Source organism: Enterobacter sp. A8 (assembly GCF_004296595.1).
Lineage (GTDB): Bacteria > Pseudomonadota > Gammaproteobacteria > Enterobacterales > Enterobacteriaceae > Enterobacter > Enterobacter cloacae.
In genome coordinates, this window is sequence record NZ_SCMF01000007.1 from 106,786 (window position 1) to 126,473 (window position 19,688).

At 52.2% G+C, this 19,688-nt stretch carries 22 protein-coding genes and 1 pseudogene; 13 read left to right on the forward strand and 10 right to left on the reverse strand.

Going from position 1 to position 19,688, the window contains the following annotated elements:
• The first annotated feature begins 87 nt into the window (after window positions 1-87).
• From ghrA to EQV24_RS21415, 4 genes are all read left to right on the forward strand, one after another.
• Entirely contained in the window at window positions 88-1,026 is a 939-nt protein-coding gene (gene ghrA, locus EQV24_RS21400) for a glyoxylate/hydroxypyruvate reductase GhrA (protein ID WP_130627031.1), read from the forward strand.
• 84 nt (window positions 1,027-1,110) lie between these two features.
• Window positions 1,111-1,848, forward strand: coding sequence for a phosphatase (locus EQV24_RS21405; protein ID WP_040019375.1), 738 nt, complete (start codon window positions 1,111-1,113; stop codon window positions 1,846-1,848).
• A 20-nt stretch (window positions 1,849-1,868) separates the two neighbouring features.
• Window positions 1,869-2,423 carry a molecular chaperone gene (locus EQV24_RS21410; RefSeq protein WP_013097176.1) on the forward strand — a complete coding sequence of 185 codons (555 nt, stop codon included), beginning with the start codon at window positions 1,869-1,871 and terminating at the stop codon, window positions 2,421-2,423.
• A 96-nt stretch (window positions 2,424-2,519) separates the two neighbouring features.
• Window positions 2,520-3,002, forward strand: coding sequence for a DUF1097 domain-containing protein (locus EQV24_RS21415; RefSeq protein WP_072200468.1), 483 nt, complete (start codon window positions 2,520-2,522; stop codon window positions 3,000-3,002).
• 43 nt (window positions 3,003-3,045) lie between these two features.
• Here the strand turns inward: EQV24_RS21415 and csgG are convergent, their stop codons facing one another.
• Genes csgG through csgD form a run of 4 tightly spaced genes read right to left on the reverse strand, consistent with a single transcriptional unit; the run spans window position 3,046 to window position 5,387 of the window.
• Window positions 3,046-3,879: a curli production assembly/transport protein CsgG gene (csgG, locus tag EQV24_RS21420; protein ID WP_028027948.1), complete on the reverse strand. Its 834-nt coding sequence runs from the start codon at window positions 3,877-3,879 to the stop codon at window positions 3,046-3,048.
• Between the two features lie 26 nt (window positions 3,880-3,905).
• Window positions 3,906-4,319, reverse strand: a complete 414-nt coding sequence (gene csgF, locus EQV24_RS21425; RefSeq protein ID WP_013097173.1) for a curli production assembly/transport protein CsgF — start codon at window positions 4,317-4,319, stop codon at window positions 3,906-3,908.
• A 23-nt stretch (window positions 4,320-4,342) separates the two neighbouring features.
• A complete protein-coding gene (gene csgE / locus EQV24_RS21430; RefSeq protein ID WP_023620196.1) occupies window positions 4,343-4,732 on the reverse strand; it encodes a curli production assembly/transport protein CsgE in 390 nt (129 codons plus the stop codon).
• Between the two features lie 4 nt (window positions 4,733-4,736).
• Entirely contained in the window at window positions 4,737-5,387 is a 651-nt protein-coding gene (gene csgD, locus EQV24_RS21435) for a biofilm master transcriptional regulator CsgD (protein ID WP_023620195.1), read from the reverse strand.
• A 744-nt stretch (window positions 5,388-6,131) separates the two neighbouring features.
• Between csgD and csgB the strand changes: the two genes are divergently transcribed.
• The 5 genes from csgB to ymdB all read left to right on the forward strand — a co-directional run bounded on the left by csgB (window position 6,132) and on the right by ymdB (window position 8,614).
• Window positions 6,132-6,587 carry a curli minor subunit CsgB gene (gene csgB, locus EQV24_RS21445; protein WP_013097170.1) on the forward strand — a complete coding sequence of 152 codons (456 nt, stop codon included), beginning with the start codon at window positions 6,132-6,134 and terminating at the stop codon, window positions 6,585-6,587.
• 41 nt (window positions 6,588-6,628) lie between these two features.
• Window positions 6,629-7,090, forward strand: a complete 462-nt coding sequence (csgA, locus tag EQV24_RS21450) for a curli major subunit CsgA (protein WP_023620194.1) — start codon at window positions 6,629-6,631, stop codon at window positions 7,088-7,090.
• Between the two features lie 61 nt (window positions 7,091-7,151).
• The gene (gene csgC, locus EQV24_RS21455) at window positions 7,152-7,484 is read left to right on the forward strand and encodes a curli assembly chaperone CsgC (protein ID WP_023620193.1); all 333 of its coding nucleotides are present in this window, start codon (window positions 7,152-7,154) and stop codon (window positions 7,482-7,484) included.
• 161 nt (window positions 7,485-7,645) lie between these two features.
• Complete coding sequence (locus EQV24_RS21460; protein WP_038985522.1) at window positions 7,646-7,966, forward strand: type 1 fimbrial protein; 321 nt, start codon at window positions 7,646-7,648, stop codon at window positions 7,964-7,966.
• A gap of 105 nt (window positions 7,967-8,071) precedes the next feature.
• A complete protein-coding gene (ymdB, locus tag EQV24_RS21465; protein ID WP_045295774.1) occupies window positions 8,072-8,614 on the forward strand; it encodes an O-acetyl-ADP-ribose deacetylase in 543 nt (180 codons plus the stop codon).
• 34 nt (window positions 8,615-8,648) lie between these two features.
• Here the strand turns inward: ymdB and mdoC are convergent, their stop codons facing one another.
• Window positions 8,649-9,788: a glucans biosynthesis protein MdoC gene (gene mdoC / locus EQV24_RS21470; RefSeq protein ID WP_013097165.1), complete on the reverse strand. Its 1,140-nt coding sequence runs from the start codon at window positions 9,786-9,788 to the stop codon at window positions 8,649-8,651.
• 255 nt (window positions 9,789-10,043) lie between these two features.
• Between mdoC and mdoG the strand changes: the two genes are divergently transcribed.
• The 3 genes from mdoG (at window position 10,044) to EQV24_RS21490 (ending at window position 14,430) form a co-directional block, all read left to right on the forward strand.
• On the forward strand, window positions 10,044-11,597 hold the full coding sequence (mdoG, locus tag EQV24_RS21480; RefSeq protein WP_020689627.1) for a glucans biosynthesis protein MdoG: 1,554 nt from the start codon (window positions 10,044-10,046) through the stop codon (window positions 11,595-11,597).
• Complete coding sequence (mdoH, locus tag EQV24_RS21485; RefSeq protein WP_130627032.1) at window positions 11,590-14,118, forward strand: glucans biosynthesis glucosyltransferase MdoH; 2,529 nt, start codon at window positions 11,590-11,592, stop codon at window positions 14,116-14,118. The genes mdoG and mdoH overlap by 8 nt, the downstream gene beginning before the upstream one ends.
• A gap of 84 nt (window positions 14,119-14,202) precedes the next feature.
• Window positions 14,203-14,430 (forward strand): YceK/YidQ family lipoprotein, encoded by a 228-nt coding sequence (locus EQV24_RS21490; protein ID WP_013097162.1) that lies wholly within the window; start codon window positions 14,203-14,205, stop codon window positions 14,428-14,430.
• A 6-nt stretch (window positions 14,431-14,436) separates the two neighbouring features.
• On the opposite strand, the gene EQV24_RS21495 is transcribed toward EQV24_RS21490, so the two are convergent.
• The 3 genes and pseudogenes from EQV24_RS21495 to EQV24_RS21505 all read right to left on the reverse strand — a co-directional run bounded on the left by EQV24_RS21495 (window position 14,437) and on the right by EQV24_RS21505 (window position 17,195).
• On the reverse strand, window positions 14,437-14,811 hold the full coding sequence (locus EQV24_RS21495) for a MysB family protein (RefSeq protein WP_014831418.1): 375 nt from the start codon (window positions 14,809-14,811) through the stop codon (window positions 14,437-14,439).
• A 97-nt stretch (window positions 14,812-14,908) separates the two neighbouring features.
• Window positions 14,909-16,126: pseudogene (gene mdtG, locus EQV24_RS21500) on the reverse strand (multidrug efflux MFS transporter MdtG).
• Between the two features lie 142 nt (window positions 16,127-16,268).
• Window positions 16,269-17,195 carry a Kdo(2)-lipid IV(A) acyltransferase gene (locus EQV24_RS21505; RefSeq protein ID WP_029881949.1) on the reverse strand — a complete coding sequence of 309 codons (927 nt, stop codon included), beginning with the start codon at window positions 17,193-17,195 and terminating at the stop codon, window positions 16,269-16,271.
• 223 nt (window positions 17,196-17,418) lie between these two features.
• Between EQV24_RS21505 and EQV24_RS21510 the strand changes: the two genes are divergently transcribed.
• A complete protein-coding gene (locus tag EQV24_RS21510) occupies window positions 17,419-18,468 on the forward strand; it encodes a rhodanese-related sulfurtransferase (RefSeq protein WP_058661105.1) in 1,050 nt (349 codons plus the stop codon).
• A 41-nt stretch (window positions 18,469-18,509) separates the two neighbouring features.
• On the opposite strand, the gene EQV24_RS21515 is transcribed toward EQV24_RS21510, so the two are convergent.
• Together EQV24_RS21515 and EQV24_RS21520 are read right to left on the reverse strand one after the other, a co-directional pair.
• On the reverse strand, window positions 18,510-19,088 hold the full coding sequence (locus EQV24_RS21515) for a YceI family protein (protein WP_130627033.1): 579 nt from the start codon (window positions 19,086-19,088) through the stop codon (window positions 18,510-18,512).
• A 1-nt stretch (window position 19,089) separates the two neighbouring features.
• Window positions 19,090-19,656 carry a cytochrome b gene (locus tag EQV24_RS21520; protein WP_028027945.1) on the reverse strand — a complete coding sequence of 189 codons (567 nt, stop codon included), beginning with the start codon at window positions 19,654-19,656 and terminating at the stop codon, window positions 19,090-19,092.
• Between the last annotated feature and the right edge of the window lie 32 nt (window positions 19,657-19,688).

Consider the following 19,688-nt stretch of genomic DNA (forward strand, 5'->3'; position numbering starts at 1 on the left):
CGGCAACGCGGTCCGGCGATAAATTTGTTATGCTGGCAATCCAGTTGAAAATGAAAATAAAACAGCGCAAAAAAGGCAGGAATGAGTATGGATATTATCTTCTATCACCCCACTTTTGATACGGCTTACTGGATTAAGGCACTTTCGGCAGCGTTACCGGGGGCGCGCGTGCGTGAATGGAAGCGTGGTGATAACGAACATGCAGACTACGCGCTGGTCTGGCATCCCCCGGTCGAGATGCTCCAGGGGCGCAAGCTGAAGGCCGTTTTTGCCCTCGGTGCCGGTGTGGATTCCATTCTGAGCAAACTGAAAGCGCACCCTGAAATGCTGCCGGAGGAAATCCCCCTGTTCCGCCTGGAAGATACCGGCATGGGCCAGCAAATGCAGGAATATGCCGTGAGTCAGGTGCTGCACTGGTTCCGACGTTTTGACGATTATCAGGCCTTAAAACTGCAATCCCGTTGGGAGCCGCTGCCAGAATATCAACGTGAAGAGTTTACCATCGGTATTCTCGGGGCGGGCGTGCTCGGCTCAAAAGTGGCCGAAGCGCTGGCACCGTGGGGCTTCCCGCTGCGCTGCTGGAGCCGCAGCCGCAAGAACTATCCTGGCGTTGAGAGTTTTGCCGGAACAGATGAACTCCCGGTGTTTCTGAAGGGGACGCGCGTACTGATCAATCTGCTGCCGAATACGGCGGAAACGGTCGGCATTATTAATAGCGCGCTTCTGAATCAGCTGGCGGATCAGAGTTACGTGATGAATCTGGCGCGCGGGGTTCATCTGGTGGAAGCCGATCTGCTTAAAGCCCTTGAGGGTGGCAAGGTGAAAGGCGCGATGCTGGATGTATACAGCCGCGAGCCGTTGCCGGCAGAGAGCCCGCTGTGGGCACATCCGCGCGTGGCGATGACCCCACACGTCGCCGCCGTGACGCGTCCGGCAGAGGCGGTGGCCTATATTACGCACACCATCAGTGAGATAGAGCAGGGCAACGCGGTGACCGGGCAGGTCGACAGAACGCGCGGCTACTGAGTGAAACCCGGCGTTAGCCGGGTTTTTGCTAATAATCGCAGCAGATAACTGCTATCCTTTGGAAAAACCGCAGAGGAGAGAGAGATGTATCCCGTTGACCTGCATATGCACACCGTCGCCAGCACCCACGCGTATAGCAACCTCCATGATTACATTGCACAAGCGAAGCTCAAGGGCATCAGGCTTTTTGCGATCACCGATCATGGCCCGGATATGGCGGATGCGCCGCACTACTGGCATTTTGTGAATATGCGGATCTGGCCACGCCTGGTGGACGGTATTGGGATACTGCGTGGCATTGAGGCGAACATTAAAAATACCGACGGTGAGATCGACTGCACCGGCCCGATGCTGACATCTCTTGACCTTATTCTCGCCGGTTTCCATGAACCTGTCTTTGCGCCCCAGGATAAAGAGACCAACACCGCGGCGATGATTGCCACCATTGCCAGCGGCAACGTGCATATTATTAGCCACCCCGGCAACCCGAAGTACCCAATCGATATTCAGGCTGTCGCGCAGGCGGCAGCGAAGCATCACGTGGCGCTGGAGATTAACAACTCCTCCTTCGTGCACTCGCGTAAGGGCAGTGAAGCGAACTGCCGCGAAGTGGCGGCCGCAGTGCGTGATGCAGGAGGCATGGTGGCGCTGGGTTCAGATTCCCATACTGCGTTCACACTGGGTGATTTCAGCGAGTGCCTGAAAGTGCTGAATGATGTTAACTTCCCGGAAGCGCAAATCCTGAACGTGACCCCTCGTCGCATGCTCGATTTCCTTGAGTCGCGCGGAATGGAACCGATTGCCGAATTTGCCGATCTTTAATTGTGTAATGGAATAAAAAAATGAATGAGTTTTCCATCCTTTGCCGCGTGCTGGGTACGCTGTACTACCGCCAGCCTCAAGACCCGCTGCTGGTCCCGCTCTTTACATTAATTCGTGAAGGGAAACTGGCGCAGAACTGGCCGCTGGAACAGGATGATTTACTGGAGCGCCTGCAGAAAAGCTGCGACATGCAGCAAATCTCCACAGATTACAACGCGCTGTTTGTGGGGGAAGAGTGCCGTGTTTCACCTTACCGCTCTGCCTGGCAGGAAGGGGCAACGGAAGCGGAAGTGCGCGCTTTTCTTTCAGAGCGCGGCATGCCGCTGACCGACACGCCTGCCGATCATATCGGTACGCTGCTGCTGGCCGCATCCTGGATTGAGGACCACGCCGGTGACGATGAGAACGAAGCCATCGAAACCTTGTTCGAAATGTATCTGCTGCCGTGGGTCGGGACATTCCTTGGGAAAGTTGAAGCGCATGCCACCTCGCCATTCTGGAGAACGCTGGCTCCCCTGACGCGTGACGCCATCGCTGCAATGTGGGATGAGCTGGAAGAAGAGAATGAAGAGTGATCATGATCACATTAGTTCTGCAACGCAACGCATCATCTTGCATATAATGTGCTTCTGATCTCATTTCCATGGCGCGCTTCTGTTAAGATGCGCGCCATGAACATATTACTTTGTATCGCACTCACAACAGGTATCCTCTCCGGGCTTTGGGGATGGGTGGCCGTCTCTCTCGGACTGCTCAGCTGGGCTGGATTTCTCGGCTGCACGGCCTACTTCGCCTGCCCGCAGGGCGGGATCAAAGGGCTTTTTATCTCAGGCTGCACGCTGATGAGCGGCGTTATCTGGGCGCTGGTTATCATGAAGGGCAGTGCGCTCGCTCCGCATCTGGAGATCCTCGGCTATATCATGACGGGCGTGGTCGCCTTTTTGATGTGCGTTCAGGCAAAGCATCTGTTGCTGTCGTTTGTACCAGGCACGTTTATGGGGGCGTGTGCCACCTTTGCGGGGCAGGGTGACTGGAAGCTGGTGGTCCCCTCGCTGGCGTTGGGGTTGCTGTTTGGCTATGCCATGAAGAACAGTGGTCTGTGGCTGGCGGCACGACGAGAAAAGGCGCAAAACGTGCCAGCGGTGAGTGAATAAAAAAAGGCGAGATAACTATCTCGCCTTTTTTATGCGCGTCCTGTCAGGATTCCGGAGGAACCGACATATCGCGGTATTTCACCAGTACCGGGTTTTGCACGTCTGCTTTGTTTTGCAGATCCCACAGCCCGCGGTCGATACCATCATTTATCAGGAAGATAACTCCGGTTTCAATGGCTGACATCAGGCACATCATCACCGGCTCGTTAGAGGTATAACCGATTTCACCCTCCAGCAGACGCTGATAGTCAATGAAGCGGAACACCCCGGCCTGCACTTCATAAGAGAGTATGGTTTTGCTGGTGGTTACCGAAGAGAGCACTTCCCCGGTACTGACGTTAACGACACGCAGGTTAACGGCAATTTGGTCGAGCTGATACTGCGTATCTGCTCCGATACCGAAATAACGTGCGCCAGCACCGCCAGATTTCACGTTACTTTCGTAACCGATAATCGACCCTTCAATCATAACGTTCGCCGCAGCCAGAGATTGCAGCGGCATGCGGTTATTATCTGCAACGGTACCATTCTCCTGCGCCGCACGAATAATTTTTCGTTCATTTAACAGGTTTTGCAGCCCCTGACGTTCCAGTGGAATAAACCAGCGCGAATCTTTCAGCGCGGTCACCAGCATGGCGGTGGCGCTTTGCGGTACGGCCGTAGAGAAGTTACTTGCCGGGTAAGGTTTAAATTGCCCGGTTTCATCCTGAATGTTGTAGACGGAGACAAATATTTTACCTGTCGGGGCAGGCAAATGGGTTAAATCACGATAACTTTGAGCCCGAGGCATTAATGTCGGTTTTGCAGCTTCTTTAGGTGGAGCAGTTAAACAACCGCTCAATAAGCACACTGCAACAAGTATCAGGAAGCGCTGCATGATCGTTGTCCTTATTTTGGGGTTGTTCAAAAGTCAGTCGAGTTATTTTGTAAACCGGAAACCTGAATGGTTGAGGTTTTTCCGGTTTTACGATCGGTAACGTTCAACTGGAGCTGCCCGTCCCTGTTGGCGATATCGACAATGAAGTCATTGGTCACCATGCGGCCGGGTTTGCCGGTGTTGATATTGGTCAGCAAACCGCCCAGAATTTGCGACTGGATCGCCTGGGTGAAGTTGTCCAGTGCAGATGGCGTATCCACGCTAAAATCCTTGAAGCTGGGATCTTTATAAGAATTTTGCGCCTGGGCTTCATTCAACATGAACGCCCCATTATTCGGGTTACCACCAAAGTTGGGATTACGGAACTGGAATGTCATATTCCCGGCCCAGCTTAATGGGGTGATGAGCATTATCGAAACAACTGCATATGCAATACGCATGACAGCCTCCGGATATAGGTTCGCTAGAACTCGTCTTTTGCTAAATCTCTTGTGCTTAATAGCGCTTTGTCTATTTGCATGCGATTAATAGCGTCTTCTGATTGCGCCAGCGCCAAGGCTACGTTTTTATCGAAGTCTATTTTGGTGGGAAATAAAAATGTTTGATAAATAACGAACTGATTAGCCGTTATTGTTATCCAACTTCCCCATCGTGCACTGGGCCGCTCGTTGATTGTTATATTTCCAGGATACGTACTGTCCCATTTATCACTGAAGGCACGATAAAAATTGTGTCCGACAGAAGAGACGGTATGGTCCGTTAACAATCCAGGAACTTCGACCTCGACGGCCTTCAGGTTCCCGGCAGCGAGCAGAAAGCCCGCTGCGGCAATCCAACTCATGGTGCGTTTCATGTGATTAACGCCTGAGGTTATCGTTTGCCCATGAAACCGCCTGAGTTCGGTTTTTAACAGCTATCTTTTTGAAAAGATTATAAAGGTGCGTCTTTACCGTATTTTCGCTGATAAATAACGAACGGGCGATTTCAATATTTGAAGCACCAATGCGCAATTTGTTCAGGATCTCTTTCTCGCGGTGCGTTAGCAGTGCTGACTCTGAACTGTTGTAGCGGTAATTTCCGGAGTGCGTGATAAGGTAGCTGGCCAGCTTTTGCGAAAAATAACACTCTCCTCGCAAGATACCTTGCAGGCCTTCTACCACCCGGTTCTCTTCTTCAGTGACGTAGAACACGCCATTGATATGCGGCCAACTTTCAATGTCCCGGAAAGGATACTCGTCAGGCGTATTCAATAATAACACGCGGATGTTATTGTTTTTCCTGCTCAAAGTATCTTGCCAGTAATGGATGAGCTTTTTATCCGCTTCCATCATATCGAAAAGAATAATGCAGCCAGGTGCAATATCATCGAAAGAACGTTGAATATTATGCAATTTCCCGTTCAGTGATAAAGATTGCTTTAAATGTTGTAATAAAGCGGTCGCCTGCAAAGAAGGTTTTGTGATCAACAGTAATGTATGACCATGTAAACTATGGACTTCATTATACATGATGAAACCCCACTTTTTTATGACACCTGGCAGTTGTCCTCCTGCGAAAAGAGGACACCAGAAGTACTGACAGATGTTGCGCTGCTGTGTGTAGAATCAAACCATAACCTCCACAAGGGAGGAAAATATAAAACGAATTTCGTACATCTAATTTCAATCTAGCTTTTACGAAGTTTAAAGCAAGTGTTAAACGTGTAACAATATGTAAAAATCAATATTAATTTATGAATGCGTACCTTCTTGAAAGCCTTTAATTGATGAAAAAGTTGTACAGCTAAATAATGATGCACAGATTTTAAAAATCATACAAATATTTATATGTGACTGATTTTAATATTTTTATGCTATTCTTTTTCAGAAATTTTAAAGTGTGAGTTTCAAAAAAAATCTAACCTACGGAATGAATGCCGCTTCGCCTTAAGAAATCGCGTCTTGTGTCACACGTTAACGTTAATGTCATCCTGTCGTTACGTTTAACCCTTCCTCTCTCGCGTCGGAACAGCCGCTGCGATGTTTCACTCATTTGCGATGGATAAGGCTTTATAGAAATTAAATAGCTTCGCTTATCGCTATTTTTGTTCAGGAATTACTACTTTGAGGTGACCTGAAAAATAAAAATAAGCCGCGCGGGTGAGATATTTAACGTGTTTCGGCAGACATACTCTTTACCGTAACGACGCGTTAACAAAATATGCGTTGTTCTAACCTGAAGTCTTTTAAAACAGCCAGGTCCAGGGTGGCAACATGAAAAACACATCGTTATTTATGATGTTTACATTACTGGGAGCGCCTGGGGTTGTCACCGCGGCGAATTCAGATTTGGCTACCTCTGAATATAACTTTGCGGTAAATGAATTAAGCCGTACATCATTAAATCAGGCAGCCATTATTGGTCAACAGGGTGTACTTAATGACGCTCAGGTGCGCCAGGACGGTTCAAAATTATTGTCCATCGTTTCCCAGGATGGGTCAGGTAACAGGGCGCGGGTTGATCAATCAGGGACTTATAATATTGCGTATATTGCTCAGAGCGGCTTTGCGAATGATGCAGATATTACGCAGGACGGATTTGGTAATAGTGCGAAAATTATCCAGAAAGGGTCGGGTAATAGGGCAAGCATCACGCAGTACGGTACACAGAAAAACGCAGTTGTAGTGCAAAAACAGTCGCAAATGGCAATTCGCGTTATTCAACGTTAGTTATTCGCGGCGACTTTAATCAATCCGATGGGGGTTTTACCATGAAATTTATCAAAGTGGCAGCTCTTGCAGCAATCGTCGTTTCTGGTAGTGCTATGGCCGGTCTCATTGATCAAGGTGGCTGGGGCCATGGACACGGTCATGGCCATGGTCAAGGCGGTAATGGCCCAAATTCAACCCTGAATATTTACCAGAACGGTGGCGGTAACTCAGCTGTCGCCTTGCAGACCAATGCCAGAGATTCAACGCTGTCTATTAGCCAGAGCGGTGGCGGTAATGGCGCAGATGTTGGACAAGGTTCTGACGACAGCACCATCTCTCTGACTCAGAATGGTTTTGCCAACAGCGCAACGCTTGATCAATGGAACAGTCACGACTCCACAATGAATGTGAGCCAGTACGGTGGATTTAACGGCGCAATGGTTGATCAGACTGCGTCTAATTCTACGGTCAATGTTACCCAGATTGGTTTTGGTAACCACGCTGCAGCTTATCAGTATTAATACTGAAATCTGTGCTACAAAAAAACAGGGCCTCAGCCCTGTTTTTTTTCGGGAGTGCATCATGAATACCTTAATTCTCCTTGCCGCGCTTTCCAGTCAAATAACGTTTAACACATCGCAGCAGGGCGATATGACCACCATTATTCCCCAGGTTACGCTGACAACGCCGTGTGATTGTCTGGTACAAATCGTGGCTGAACGGGAAGGGCAGAGTGGTCAAAGTACATCACGCCAGCAAAACAGGCTTTTTATCCCCGCTAATCAGACGATCGATTTAATGCGGCTGAGTTTAAATATTGGTACGGGGGATACGGTGAACATTATTGTCACCGTCTCTGATGGTAAATCGCTTCATTTATCACAGCAGTGGTCACCGCCGGAGAAGAGGCTTTAATCATTCATAAAATCAATGATTTGCCAATGTGGCAGGCCTTCACCGTTGAGCTATGCTGATATCAGGAACTGAGCAACTAAGTTCCGGAACGTGAAACTACGTTTGCTTTAATGGAGCGCTTTTACCCCTCAAGGACGATTTTCATTGAGGAGTACATACACGTGACCAAATATATCGCTCAACTCGCTTCTGGTTTTAGTCTGCTCGTTTCTCTTTTTGTAACCCCGGTTTTTGCGGCGACGGTTGTTGAGGGTGGGGTTATTCATTTTCGCGGCGCGATTGTCGCCGACCCCTGTGAAGTGACTGCACAAACTCGGCAGTTTGCGTTGTCATGCCCGGAAAATAACCGGATTCATACGCGCATGGTCAGTTATGAAGATGCACTTAATGGCCATGTGACCGATACCAGCCTCGCCACCCTCAGCATGAAGTACCTCAATCCTGAAAAAACGCTCGCGGTGGTACAAATTCAGTACCGCTGATGTGTGCTCTTCCGCTTTACGGCGGAAGAGGTTTTTCCCGATAGTTTTTTCTCTCGGGTACCTCTGCGATACACTTAAGAAAATGGCGGGAAGCAGAGGGTATTTATGAAACCGCAAATTGACGTTATTCATGGCGATATCACGACGATGCACGTTGATGTGATCGTCAATGCAGCCAATCCGTCACTGATGGGCGGCGGTGGCGTGGATGGCGCTATCCACCGGGCTGCCGGACCGCAACTGCTGGAAGCCTGCAAGACTGTGCGTCAGCAACAGGGGGAGTGCCCACCGGGTCATGCCGTTATTACGCTTGCGGGCGATCTTCCCGCGAAAGCGGTGATTCATGCCGTGGGGCCAATATGGCATGGCGGCGATCGGCATGAGGCGAGTATCCTCGAAGAGGCCTACCGAAACTGCCTGCGTCTGGCCGCTGATAATGGCTATAAAACCATGGCGTTTCCGGCCATCAGCACCGGAGTCTATGGCTATCCGAAAGCTGCCGCAGCGACGATTGCGGTAGACACCGTGTATCGTTACCTGTCGCTTAAACCGATGCCCGAAAAAGTGACATTTGTCTGTTTCGATGAGGAGACACTGCATCTTTATCAGCGGCTGTTGACCCAGCGCGGACAGGAATTAGAGACCTGAAACACACGCGGCGCACTGAGTGCGCCGCGTTTTTTTATGATGCTCTTACCTGCGGTTTCCCGGAGAAAAGGAAACGCAGAAGCGGTATCCGCAGGTGGATTTCGTAAAGCACGATGGCGATTCCAATCACAAAGACCAGCCCGGTAAAGAAGCCCAGCGTGTTGGAGGCGATATGCGGTGTGATATAGGCCCCGAAGAACAACGTCAGGGGATGGTGCACCAGATAGATAAACAGCGAAGCATTGACGAAATAGGTGACGCGGCTGGACTTAAAATTAAGCAGCCGGTGGCCCAGCGCAAAGACCACATTCACCATCCACAGGCCCAGCAGCATGGTAATGACGCTCTCGGTTTCATACATCCACGCATCGCCGCTGCCGTAGCGCTGATTTAACAGATAGGCCGCAAACGCGATGGCGGCACCAAAAGCACACCACGGTGAGGGCGTCGTAAACAGCGACTTAAGCTTCGGATAAATAAAGGCCAGCGCCCCGATTAAAAAGAAGGGGATGTAGAACAGCGACTGCATCACCACAAAATTGAATAATCCGTCGCTCAGAATCGGCGGATAGACAATAAACAGCGTCCGTCGCACTGCCGCATAGGCGATGCCCAGCAGCAAAAAGAGCAGCGACAGTTTTCCCAGGGTGATACTGGCGAAAAAGGCGTTAGCTTTGTCGCTTAAATGGCGGCGAAAGCGGCTAAAAATCAACACGCTGACCGTGGTAAGGACCACCAGTACCAGCAGGAACCAGAGGTGGGACACCAGCTCCCAAACCAGGGTGTTGTATTTTTCGTATAGCGACAGATTAGGCCAGTTCTCCGCCTTACCCTTTACGTACTGCAACATGATGAACTGCGGCAGCGTCAGCAGAGGAATGGCGGTGAGCATCGGAATGCCGACGCGCTCCACGCGCACTTTCCACCAGCGCTTGATGGGGTAGCGCAGAAACAGCATATAAGAGAAATAACCTGAAATGACAAAAAACACCTGCATGCGGAAGGCGTGAATAAAGTCATTAAACAGCGTCAGCCACCAGGAGGGCATTTGACTATTAACATGCCAGGTGTGGCTGGAGTAAATCAGTGAAATGTGGAAGGGGATCCCCAATAGCATCAGCCATGCCCGGATCGAGTCGAGGAAGTATTCACGTTCTACAGGTGTTGTGCTCATATAACTTTGTGCATTCTCAGACTTTTCGCCTTATCCCTAAGACTCATAATGGTTACATTCGAAGCCAACCCTACACCAAGACCGACACCCTGTCTCCAGGATAAGCACGCAAAGTGAAAAGCGGGTTCTTTCATTTGCTTAATCCCTGAGCCAGCGAGCTGAACAAAGCGGTGATAATGTTGTCGGATTGCCTGAGTTTCCATTAAAATGGATCGGATCGATATAAGCACACAAAGGGGGAAGTGCTTACTTATTATGAAACATAAACCACAGATGATGAAAATGCGTTGGTTGGGTGCTGCAGTGGTGTTATCCCTGTATACCTCATCGGCACTGGCCTTTAACATCGACGATGTCGCAAAACAGGCAAAATCGATGGCAGGCAAGAGCTACGAAGCGCCGAAAAGTAACTTGCCCTCCGTTTTCCGCGACATGAAATATGCGGACTATCAGCAGATCCAGTTCAATCACGATAAAGCGTACTGGAACAATATTAAGACCCCGTTCAAGCTTGAGTTTTATCATCAGGGTATGTACTTCGATACCCCTGTTGCCATCAATGAAGTGACGGCAACGGCGGTACGTAAAATCAAATACAGCCCGGATTACTTCAATTTTGGCGATGTGCAGCACGACAAAGATACGGTTAAAGATCTGGGCTTTGCAGGCTTCAAGGTGCTTTACCCGATCAACAGCAAAGATAAAAACGACGAAATCGTCAGCATGCTCGGCGCCAGCTACTTCCGCGTTATTGGCGCGGGACAGGTGTACGGGCTTTCTGCGCGCGGCCTGGCTATTGATACCGCGCTGCCATCAGGTGAAGAATTCCCACGTTTCCGCGAGTTCTGGATCGAACGTCCAAAACCAACGGATAAACGTCTGACTATCTACGCACTGCTGGATTCCCCGCGTGCAACGGGCGCGTACCGCTTTGTGATCATGCCAGGGCGTGACACGGTGGTTGACGTGCAGTCTAAAGTCTACCTGCGCGACAAAGTGGGTAAACTGGGCGTTGCGCCGCTGACCAGTATGTTCCTGTTTGGGCCGAACCAGCCGTCACCGGCGACCAACTTCCGTCCTGAACTGCACGATTCCAACGGCCTGTCTATTCATGCCGGTAACGGTGAGTGGATCTGGCGTCCGCTGAACAACCCGAAACATCTGGCTGTCAGCAGCTTTGCGATGGAAAACCCGCAAGGTTTCGGCCTTCTGCAGCGTGGCCGTCAGTTCTCTCGCTTTGAAGATCTGGATGACCGCTACGACCTGCGTCCAAGCGCGTGGGTGACCCCGAAAGGTGACTGGGGCAAAGGGAAGGTTGAACTGGTTGAAATCCCAACCAATGATGAAACCAACGATAACATCGTCGCTTACTGGACGCCGGATCAGCTGCCGGAAGCCGGGAAAGAGATGAACTTCAAATACACGATCACCTTTAGCCGCGACGAAGACAAACTGCATGCGCCGGATAACGCGTATGTCATGCAGACTCGCCGTTCAACGGGTGACGTGAAACAGTCTAATCTTATCCGTCAGCCTGACGGTACCGTCGCTTTCGTGGTGGACTTCACCGGCCAGGACATGAAGAAACTGGCGCCAGATACTGCCGTGACCGCCCAGGCCAGCATCGGTGATAACGGTGAGATCGTTGAGAACACCGTACGTTACAACCCGGTAACGAAAGGGTGGCGTCTGACCCTGCGCGTGAAAGTGAAAGATCCGAAACAGACCACTGAAATGCGCGCTGCGCTGGTCAGTAACGATCAGCCGCTGAGTGAAACCTGGAGCTATCAGCTACCTGCCAATGAATAATACATCTGAATATATTGATGCCATGCCGCTGACGGATATCGAAAAAGCGGCACTGCCTGAGAGCGACATCCGCGCGGTACATGCCGCGCTGGATGGGGAACATCGTCAGTTTTCACGTGATGACGATTCTCCGCTGGGGTCAGTGAAGGCACGTCTGGAGCAGGCATGGCCGGACTCGCTGGCAGAAGGGCAGTTGATTAAAGACGACGAAGGACGCGATCAGCTTCAGGCGATGCCGAAAGCAACGCGTTCTTCCATGTTCCCCGACCCCTGGCGTACCAACCCGGTTGGCCGCTTTTGGGATCGCCTGCGCGGGCGTGACGTGACGCCGCGCTATCTGTCGCGTCTGACAAAAGAAGAGCAGGCCTCCGAACAGAAATGGCGTACCGTGGGGACGATCCGTCGCTACATTCTTCTGCTGCTGACGCTGGCGCAGACGGTTGTCGCAACCTGGTACATGAAGACGATTCTGCCTTACCAGGGCTGGGCGCTGATCAACCCGGCAGACATGATGGGCCAGGATATCTGGATCTCCTTCATGCAACTGCTGCCGTATATCCTGCAAAGTGGCATTCTTCTGCTGTTCGCCGTTCTCTTCTGCTGGGTTTCGGCCGGTTTCTGGACCGCGCTGATGGGCTTCCTGCAGCTGCTGATGGGACGAGACAAATACAGCATTTCGGCGTCTACGGTCGGGGATGAACCCCTGAATCCTGAGCACCGTACGGCGCTGATTATGCCTATCTGTAACGAAGACGTTGATCGCGTATTCGCGGGGCTGCGCGCAACCTGGGAGTCCGTTAAGGCGACCGGTAACGCCGCCCATTTCGACGTCTATATCCTGAGCGACAGCTACAATCCGGACATCTGCGTTGCCGAGCAAAAAGCCTGGATGGAGCTGATTGCAGAAGTACAGGGCGAAGGTCAGATCTTCTACCGTCGCCGCCGCCGTCGTGTGAAGCGTAAAAGCGGTAACATCGATGACTTCTGCCGTCGCTGGGGTAACCAGTACAGCTACATGGTGGTGCTGGACGCCGACTCGGTGATGAGCGGTGATTGTCTGAGCGGTCTGGTGCGTCTGATGGAAGCTAACCCGAACGCGGGTATCATCCAGTCTTCGCCAAAAGCGTCCGGCATGGACACGCTTTACGCGCGTTGCCAGCAGTTTGCCACCCGTGTTTACGGGCCGCTGTTTACTGCCGGTCTGCACTTCTGGCAGTTGGGTGAGTCCCACTACTGGGGTCACAACGCCATTATCCGCGTGAAGCCGTTTATTGAGCACTGTGCGCTGGCACCGCTGCCGGGCGAAGGTTCGTTTGCCGGCTCGATTCTGTCGCACGACTTCGTCGAAGCGGCGCTGATGCGTCGTGCAGGGTGGGGCGTCTGGATTGCCTACGATCTGCCTGGATCCTATGAAGAACTGCCGCCGAACCTGCTGGATGAACTTAAGCGTGACCGCCGCTGGTGTCACGGGAACCTGATGAACTTCCGTCTGTTCCTCGTGAAAGGGATGCACCCGGTTCACCGTGCGGTGTTCCTGACCGGCGTGATGTCTTATCTCTCCGCGCCGCTGTGGTTTATGTTCCTGGCGCTGTCCACGGCTCTGCAGGTGGTGCATGCGCTGACGGAGCCGCAGTACTTCCTGCAACCGCGTCAGCTGTTCCCGGTGTGGCCACAGTGGCGTCCGGAGCTGGCGATAGCGCTGTTTGCCTCCACCATGGTGCTGCTGTTCCTGCCGAAGCTGCTCAGTATCATTTTGATCTGGTGCAAAGGCTCGAAGGAGTATGGCGGTTTCTGGCGGGTAACGGTTTCACTGCTGCTGGAAGTGCTGTTCTCCGTGCTGCTGGCACCGGTTCGTATGCTGTTCCATACCGTGTTTGTGGTCAGCGCGTTCCTGGGCTGGGAAGTGGTCTGGAACTCACCGCAGCGTGATGATGACTCCACGCCGTGGGGTGAAGCCTTTATGCGTCACGGCTCGCAGCTGCTGCTGGGGCTGGTGTGGGCTGCTGGGATGGCATGGCTGGATCTGCGCTTCCTGTTCTGGCTGGCGCCGATTGTCTTCTCGCTGATCCTGTCGCCGTTTGTGTCGGTCATTTCAAGCCGCTCAACGGTTGGCCTGCGTACCAAACGCTGGAAGCTGTTCCTGATCCCGGAAGAGTATTCGCCGCCGCAGGTGCTGGTGGATACTGACACCTATCTGGAGCAGAACCGCCGTCGTACGCTGGATGATGGCTTTATGCACGCGGTGTTCAACCCGTCGTTTAACGCCCTGGCAACGGCAATGGCTACCGCGCGTCACCGTGCCAGTAAGGTGCTGGAGATTGCCCGCGATCGTCACGTTGAACAGGCGCTGAACGAGACGCCAGAGAAACTTAACCGCGACCGCCGTCTGGTGCTGTTAAGCGATCCGGTGACTATGTCGCGTCTGCACTACCGTGTGTGGTCTTCCCCGGAGCGCTACTCCTCGTGGGTGAACTACTACAACGATCTGAAGCTTAACCCGCTGGCGCTGAAGGCGAAGTAAGTGGCAACGTAGGGCGGGTAAGCAATGTGCCACCCGCCAGATAAAATACCGGCTTAAACGCCGGTATTTTTTTAGAGGTAACGGATGAAAATAATCATCGTCGTCATGATGGCATGTCTGCTGAGCGGCTGCGGCAGCATCATCAGTCGCACCATTCCGGGGCAGGGCCACGGGAATCAGTACTATCCGGGCGTGAAATGGGATGTCCGGGATTCCGCATGGCGCTACCTGACGGTACTCGATCTGCCGTTCTCGCTGATTTTCGATACGCTGTTGTTGCCCATCGATGCCAGCCACGGCCCCTATGAGTAGCGGGAATTAACGCTCGTCCCATTCGTCAGCTGCGGTTTGACCTTCTTCCGTATCCAGCGGTGGCTCGAGCTGAAATTCACCCTCATCCCACTCGTGCAGGGTGTTCTCTTCCAGCCACTCCTGACGCAACTCAATTTCGTCATAGTCACCATCAAAGACGGCCTGAGCTCCTTCACCGCTCAGGATCGGCAAACATTCGCCTTCTTCACCTTCGTCAGCAAAGAATTCGGCCTGCCACATAATATCTCCGTCCTGAAGGACATACTTTTGGATGTTGAGTTGTTGCACGTCCGCATCTTCTTCATCAACGCCGGGGTTATCGGCGAGGAACTCTTCACGAGCGGCATCAATAGCTTCTTCCAGCGTGGCGTACATGGTCATTGGTGTCTCCCTGTTTTCCAGAAGGTTTCAGGGAAAGAATAGCTGAATATCTGATTCTGCAAGTATGAATGCGAAAATAAGCCGTCACGTATTTGTCTTATTCCGCCACCGGCCGTAATGTCCGGGATAAACTGAACCACGAGTAAACCGCATTAAACAGTACTACGCCCGCCGTGACGATAAACACGGCGCGAAAACCGAAGCTGGCGGAGATCCCGGCCCCCACCAGCGGGCCGGTAACGTTGCCGATGTCGCGAAATGACTGGTTGTAGCTGAAGATACGCCCGGCGATCTGGTTCGTAGAGTTGTAAACCAGCAGGGTCTGAACGGCGGGCAGTAACGCCCCGTCGGCGGCACCCAGCAAAAAGCGCAGAACGCCCAGCTGCCAGGGTGATTGCACCATCGACATGGGAATGAGCAGCAGCACGGAGATCACCAGCGCACAAATCAGGATCTTTTCCGGGCCGACGCGGTCTCCCAGTTTCCCTAACCTCGGGGCGCTAAGCAGCGCCGCCACGCCGGGTACGGAGGCAATCAGCCCGCTGATAAACGCAATGTTGCTCACGTTACCTGCCAGATCGCGAACGTACAGCGTCAGAATAGGGGCAATCGAACCGGTCGCGACCTGAATAATCAGGGTCGTCACGAACAGGCTCAGTACCAGTCTGGGGTTTTTGAGTGAAGCCAGCACATCCCGCGCGTGGAGCATCTCTTTTTTGGCGACGGGGGTGAAGTTTTCACGAATGCAGATCAGCGTAACGATAAAGCAGAGGAACAACACGCTGGCAGTAATGAAAAATACCGGGCGTAGGCCATAGCTGTCCGCCAGCAAGCCGCCCGCCAGAGGTCCCAGCAAGGCGCCGCTGACGCCTCCGGTTGAGAGCGTCCCGAGCGCCCAGCCGCTTTTATGACGCGGGATCTGGGTGGCGATCAGCGCATTCGCGTTGGGAATAAATCCTCCCAGCAGGCCAAGTAGCGCGCGCAAAATCAGAAACTACCAGACGTTCTGCGCCACACCCATTAACGCCATGATGATGGCCATTCCCAGCGCCGAGCGCAGCAGCATGATTTTACGCCCTTTACGGTCGGCAAGGCCGCCCCAGAACGGCGAAGCAATGGCGGAGAAGAGGAAAGTGATGCTGAACACCAGACCAGACCACATATTGAGCGCACTGTGGCCCGTCACGCCCAGTTGTTCAACGTACAGGGGCAGAAAGGGCATCACGAGGCTAAACGCCGCGCCGGTAAGAAAACAGCCAAGCCAGGCAACCGTAAGGTTACGTTTCCAGTTTATGGGGGCATCTGAGGGTGACATAACAATCCGCATAATGAGGTGCAGCGCACCGTAAGGCATGAAGTAATAAGCCTGCTAATTATGCGCCTGGGTTATGATTGCCGCAATGAGGGAGAGCTTTTAAAGCTAAAACAGGGAGCGGCCCAAAGGGCCGCAGGGGGAATTAATAGCGGGACGGCGTACCTTCTGGCCGCGTTTTAAAGCGGCGGTGCAGCCACATGTACTGCTCCGGTGCGAGCATAATGCATTTCTCGACAATGCCGTTCATCCAGCGTGCGGTGGTTTCAGCATCATCCAGTGGAGGCGCCAGTTCGGGCTCCAGCATAATCAATTCGTAACCCGAACCATCCGGTTTGCGGCGCGGAACAAAAGGGACGATGGCGGCTTTGGACATGCGTGCCAGCATCCAGGTGCCCGTGGTGGTGGCCGCCTCTTCAACGGCAAAGAACGGAACAAATACGCTTGATTGCGGGCCGTAGTCGTGATCGGGGGCATACCAGACTACTTCACCTGATTTGAGGGCGCGGATCATACCCTTCAGATCCTTACGGTCGATCATGCTTTTGTTGGACCGCATACGGCCATTGGTCTGGATCAGATCAATAACCGGGTTGTCGTTTGGACGATAAACCCCAATGCCGGGCGCCTGCATACCGAACATACGGGCGCCGATTTCCAGGGTCAGAAAGTGTACGCCAATCAGCAGCACGCCCGTCTGATTCGCCTGCAGCGAATGTACCGGCTCCATCCCCGTACCGGCAACGACGCTCCAGCGTGCCATGCGTTTGTCCGGCCAGAACCACGCCATTCCTGTTTCCATCAGCCCCATGCCGACAGACTCGAAATTCCTGGTCACCATGTCATGACGTTCAGCCTCGCTCATGTCCGGGAAGCACAGTTCAAGGTTGCGGTAGGCGATTCTGGCGCGACGCTTCATAAACATTTGCGCAAGACGACCCAGGTTTTTTCCCAGACGGAAAATAACCGGGTAGGGGAGTTGGACCAGAAGCCATAAAAAGCCAATGCCAAGCCAGGTCAACCAATAGCGAGGATGCAAAAGGGTGACGGTAAATTTCGGTAATTGGGTCATGTCGGTCCTGTTTTCTAACGTCCTGAAGGTCTTAGTGTCTCATTTTTTACTACATAGCCAAAATGTCTGATGTCGAAACGCGCGCTAATGCAGCAAATGTTATGACGCATAGTTCAGGCTGACAGAAATGTAGCGTAAATTGTGTGGATGTAAATTGTTATTGTTTGCTATATGATGCCGACCGATTTTCCTTTCTCAATAACGATTGCAGGACTTGTACACCATGCCAGTGTTACACAACCGCGTATCGAATGAGATGTTGAAAGCGCGTATGTTGGCTGAAACCGAACCGCGCACGACCATCTCATTCTATAAATACTTCACGATCAACGATCCGCAAGCGACCCGCGATGAGCTCTATAAAGCCTTCACCGCGCTGAACGTCTTTGGGCGCGTCTATCTGGCGCGTGAAGGTATCAACGCCCAGATCAGCATCCCGGAAAGCAACGTAAGCGCCTTCCGCGATTTTCTTTACGGCTTCGATCCGGCGCTGAACGGCTTACGCCTGAACATCGCCCTGGACGATGACGGTAAATCATTCTGGGTGCTGCGTATGAAAGTGCGTGAGCGTATCGTGGCAGACGGCATTGACGACCCGGCCTTCAACCCGGCCGACGTGGGGGAATACCTGAAGGCGGCGGAAGTCAATACGATGCTTGATGACCCTGACGCGGTATTCATCGATATGCGTAACCACTACGAATATGAAGTGGGCCATTTCGAGAACGCAATGGAAATCCCGGCCGACACCTTCCGCGAGCAACTGCCGAAAGCGGTTGAGATGATGCAGGAACATAAAGATAAGAAAATCGTTATGTACTGCACCGGCGGTATTCGCTGCGAAAAAGCCAGCGCGTGGATGAAACATAACGGATTTAATAAGGTCTGGCATATCGAAGGCGGTATCATCGAGTATGCCCGCCGTGCCCGTGAGCAGGGGTTACCGGTGCGTTTTATCGGTAAAAACTTTGTCTTTGACGAGCGAATGGGTGAGCGTATTTCAGAAGACGTGATTGCCCATTGCCACCAGTGCGGCGCACCGTGCGATACCCACACCAACTGCAAAAATGACGGTTGTCATCTGCTGTTTATTCAGTGCCCGGCGTGCGCAGAGAAATTTAACGGCTGCTGTAGCGAACTTTGCAGTGAAGAGAGCATGCTGCCGGAAGAGGAGCAGCGCCGCCGTCGTGCGGGACGTGAAAACGGCAATAAGATTTTTAATAAATCCCGAGGCCGCCTGAATACCAAACTGGGTATTCCTGACCCGGAATGATAATGACGCCCGGCAACGTCAAACCCTGCCGGGCGTGTTTATTATGCCTTCTGCTGAACACCTTCAACGGAAATAATCAGTTCTACGTCCTGAGATGCCGGACCTAAATCCGTGGTGATATTAAAATCTTTCAGATGAATTTTCCCTGCGGCTTCAAAACCTGCGCGTTTGCCACCCCACGGATCGTCACCCTGGCCGAGTAATTTGGCTTCCAGGGTCACCGGTTTCGTGACGCCATTGAGCGTCAGATTACCGATAATATTCAGCTTATCACCTTCTTTCTTCACCTCGGTCGACGTAAAGGTCGCCTGTGGGAATTTTGATACATTCAGGAATTCCGCACTACGCAAATGTTTATCGCGCTCTGCATGGTTGGTGTCGATGCTATTCGTATTAATGGTCACATTGACCTTATCGGCGGCAGGATTTTTATCGTCAAAGGTGAATGTGCCGTCAAAATCTTTAAAGGTACCGTACAGCCAGCTATAACCGAGGTGCTGAATACGGAAATTGACGAAAGCATGCTGGCCTTCTTTATCAATTTTATAATCAGCCGCCACGGCAGAACCGGTGGTGAATAGCAGAGAACCTAATGCGATACCCAGCAGGTGTTTTTTCATTTTATGCTCCAGAGTCAACTGACGAACGGCCAAGCATGCGCTTTAACGTATCGTCTTTATCGATGAAATGGTGTTTAAGGGCGGCAAGCCCGTGCAGGACAGACAGGATCACCACGCTCCACGCGAGCCAGAGATGCACCACGCCTGCGGTGTCGGCCTGAACCCCTGCGTCAGAGAGCGTGGCCGGAACCTCAAACAGGCCAAAGACGTTAATCGGCTTGCCGTCTGCAGTGGAAATGAGATACCCGCTAATCAGAATGGCGAACAGCAGGATATAGAGCGTAACGTGCGCGGCAACCGCGCTGACACGCGTTAATTTACTGTGGGTTTTGGGCGCGGCGGGCGGCGGGGAAATGTGACGCCAGATCACGCGAATAACCAACGTCATCATCAGCAGGATGCCGATGCTTTTATGCAGTTCTGGTGCCTGGTGATACCAGCCGTCGTAATAACTGAGCGTCACCATCCACAGACCCAGTCCGAACATTGCATAAACGGTAAGAGCAACTATCCAGTGTAAACACATGGATATTATTCCGTAGCGCTGAGAGGAGTTACGCAATTGCATCAGAATGACCATTCGAAGAAAAACAGAATAGT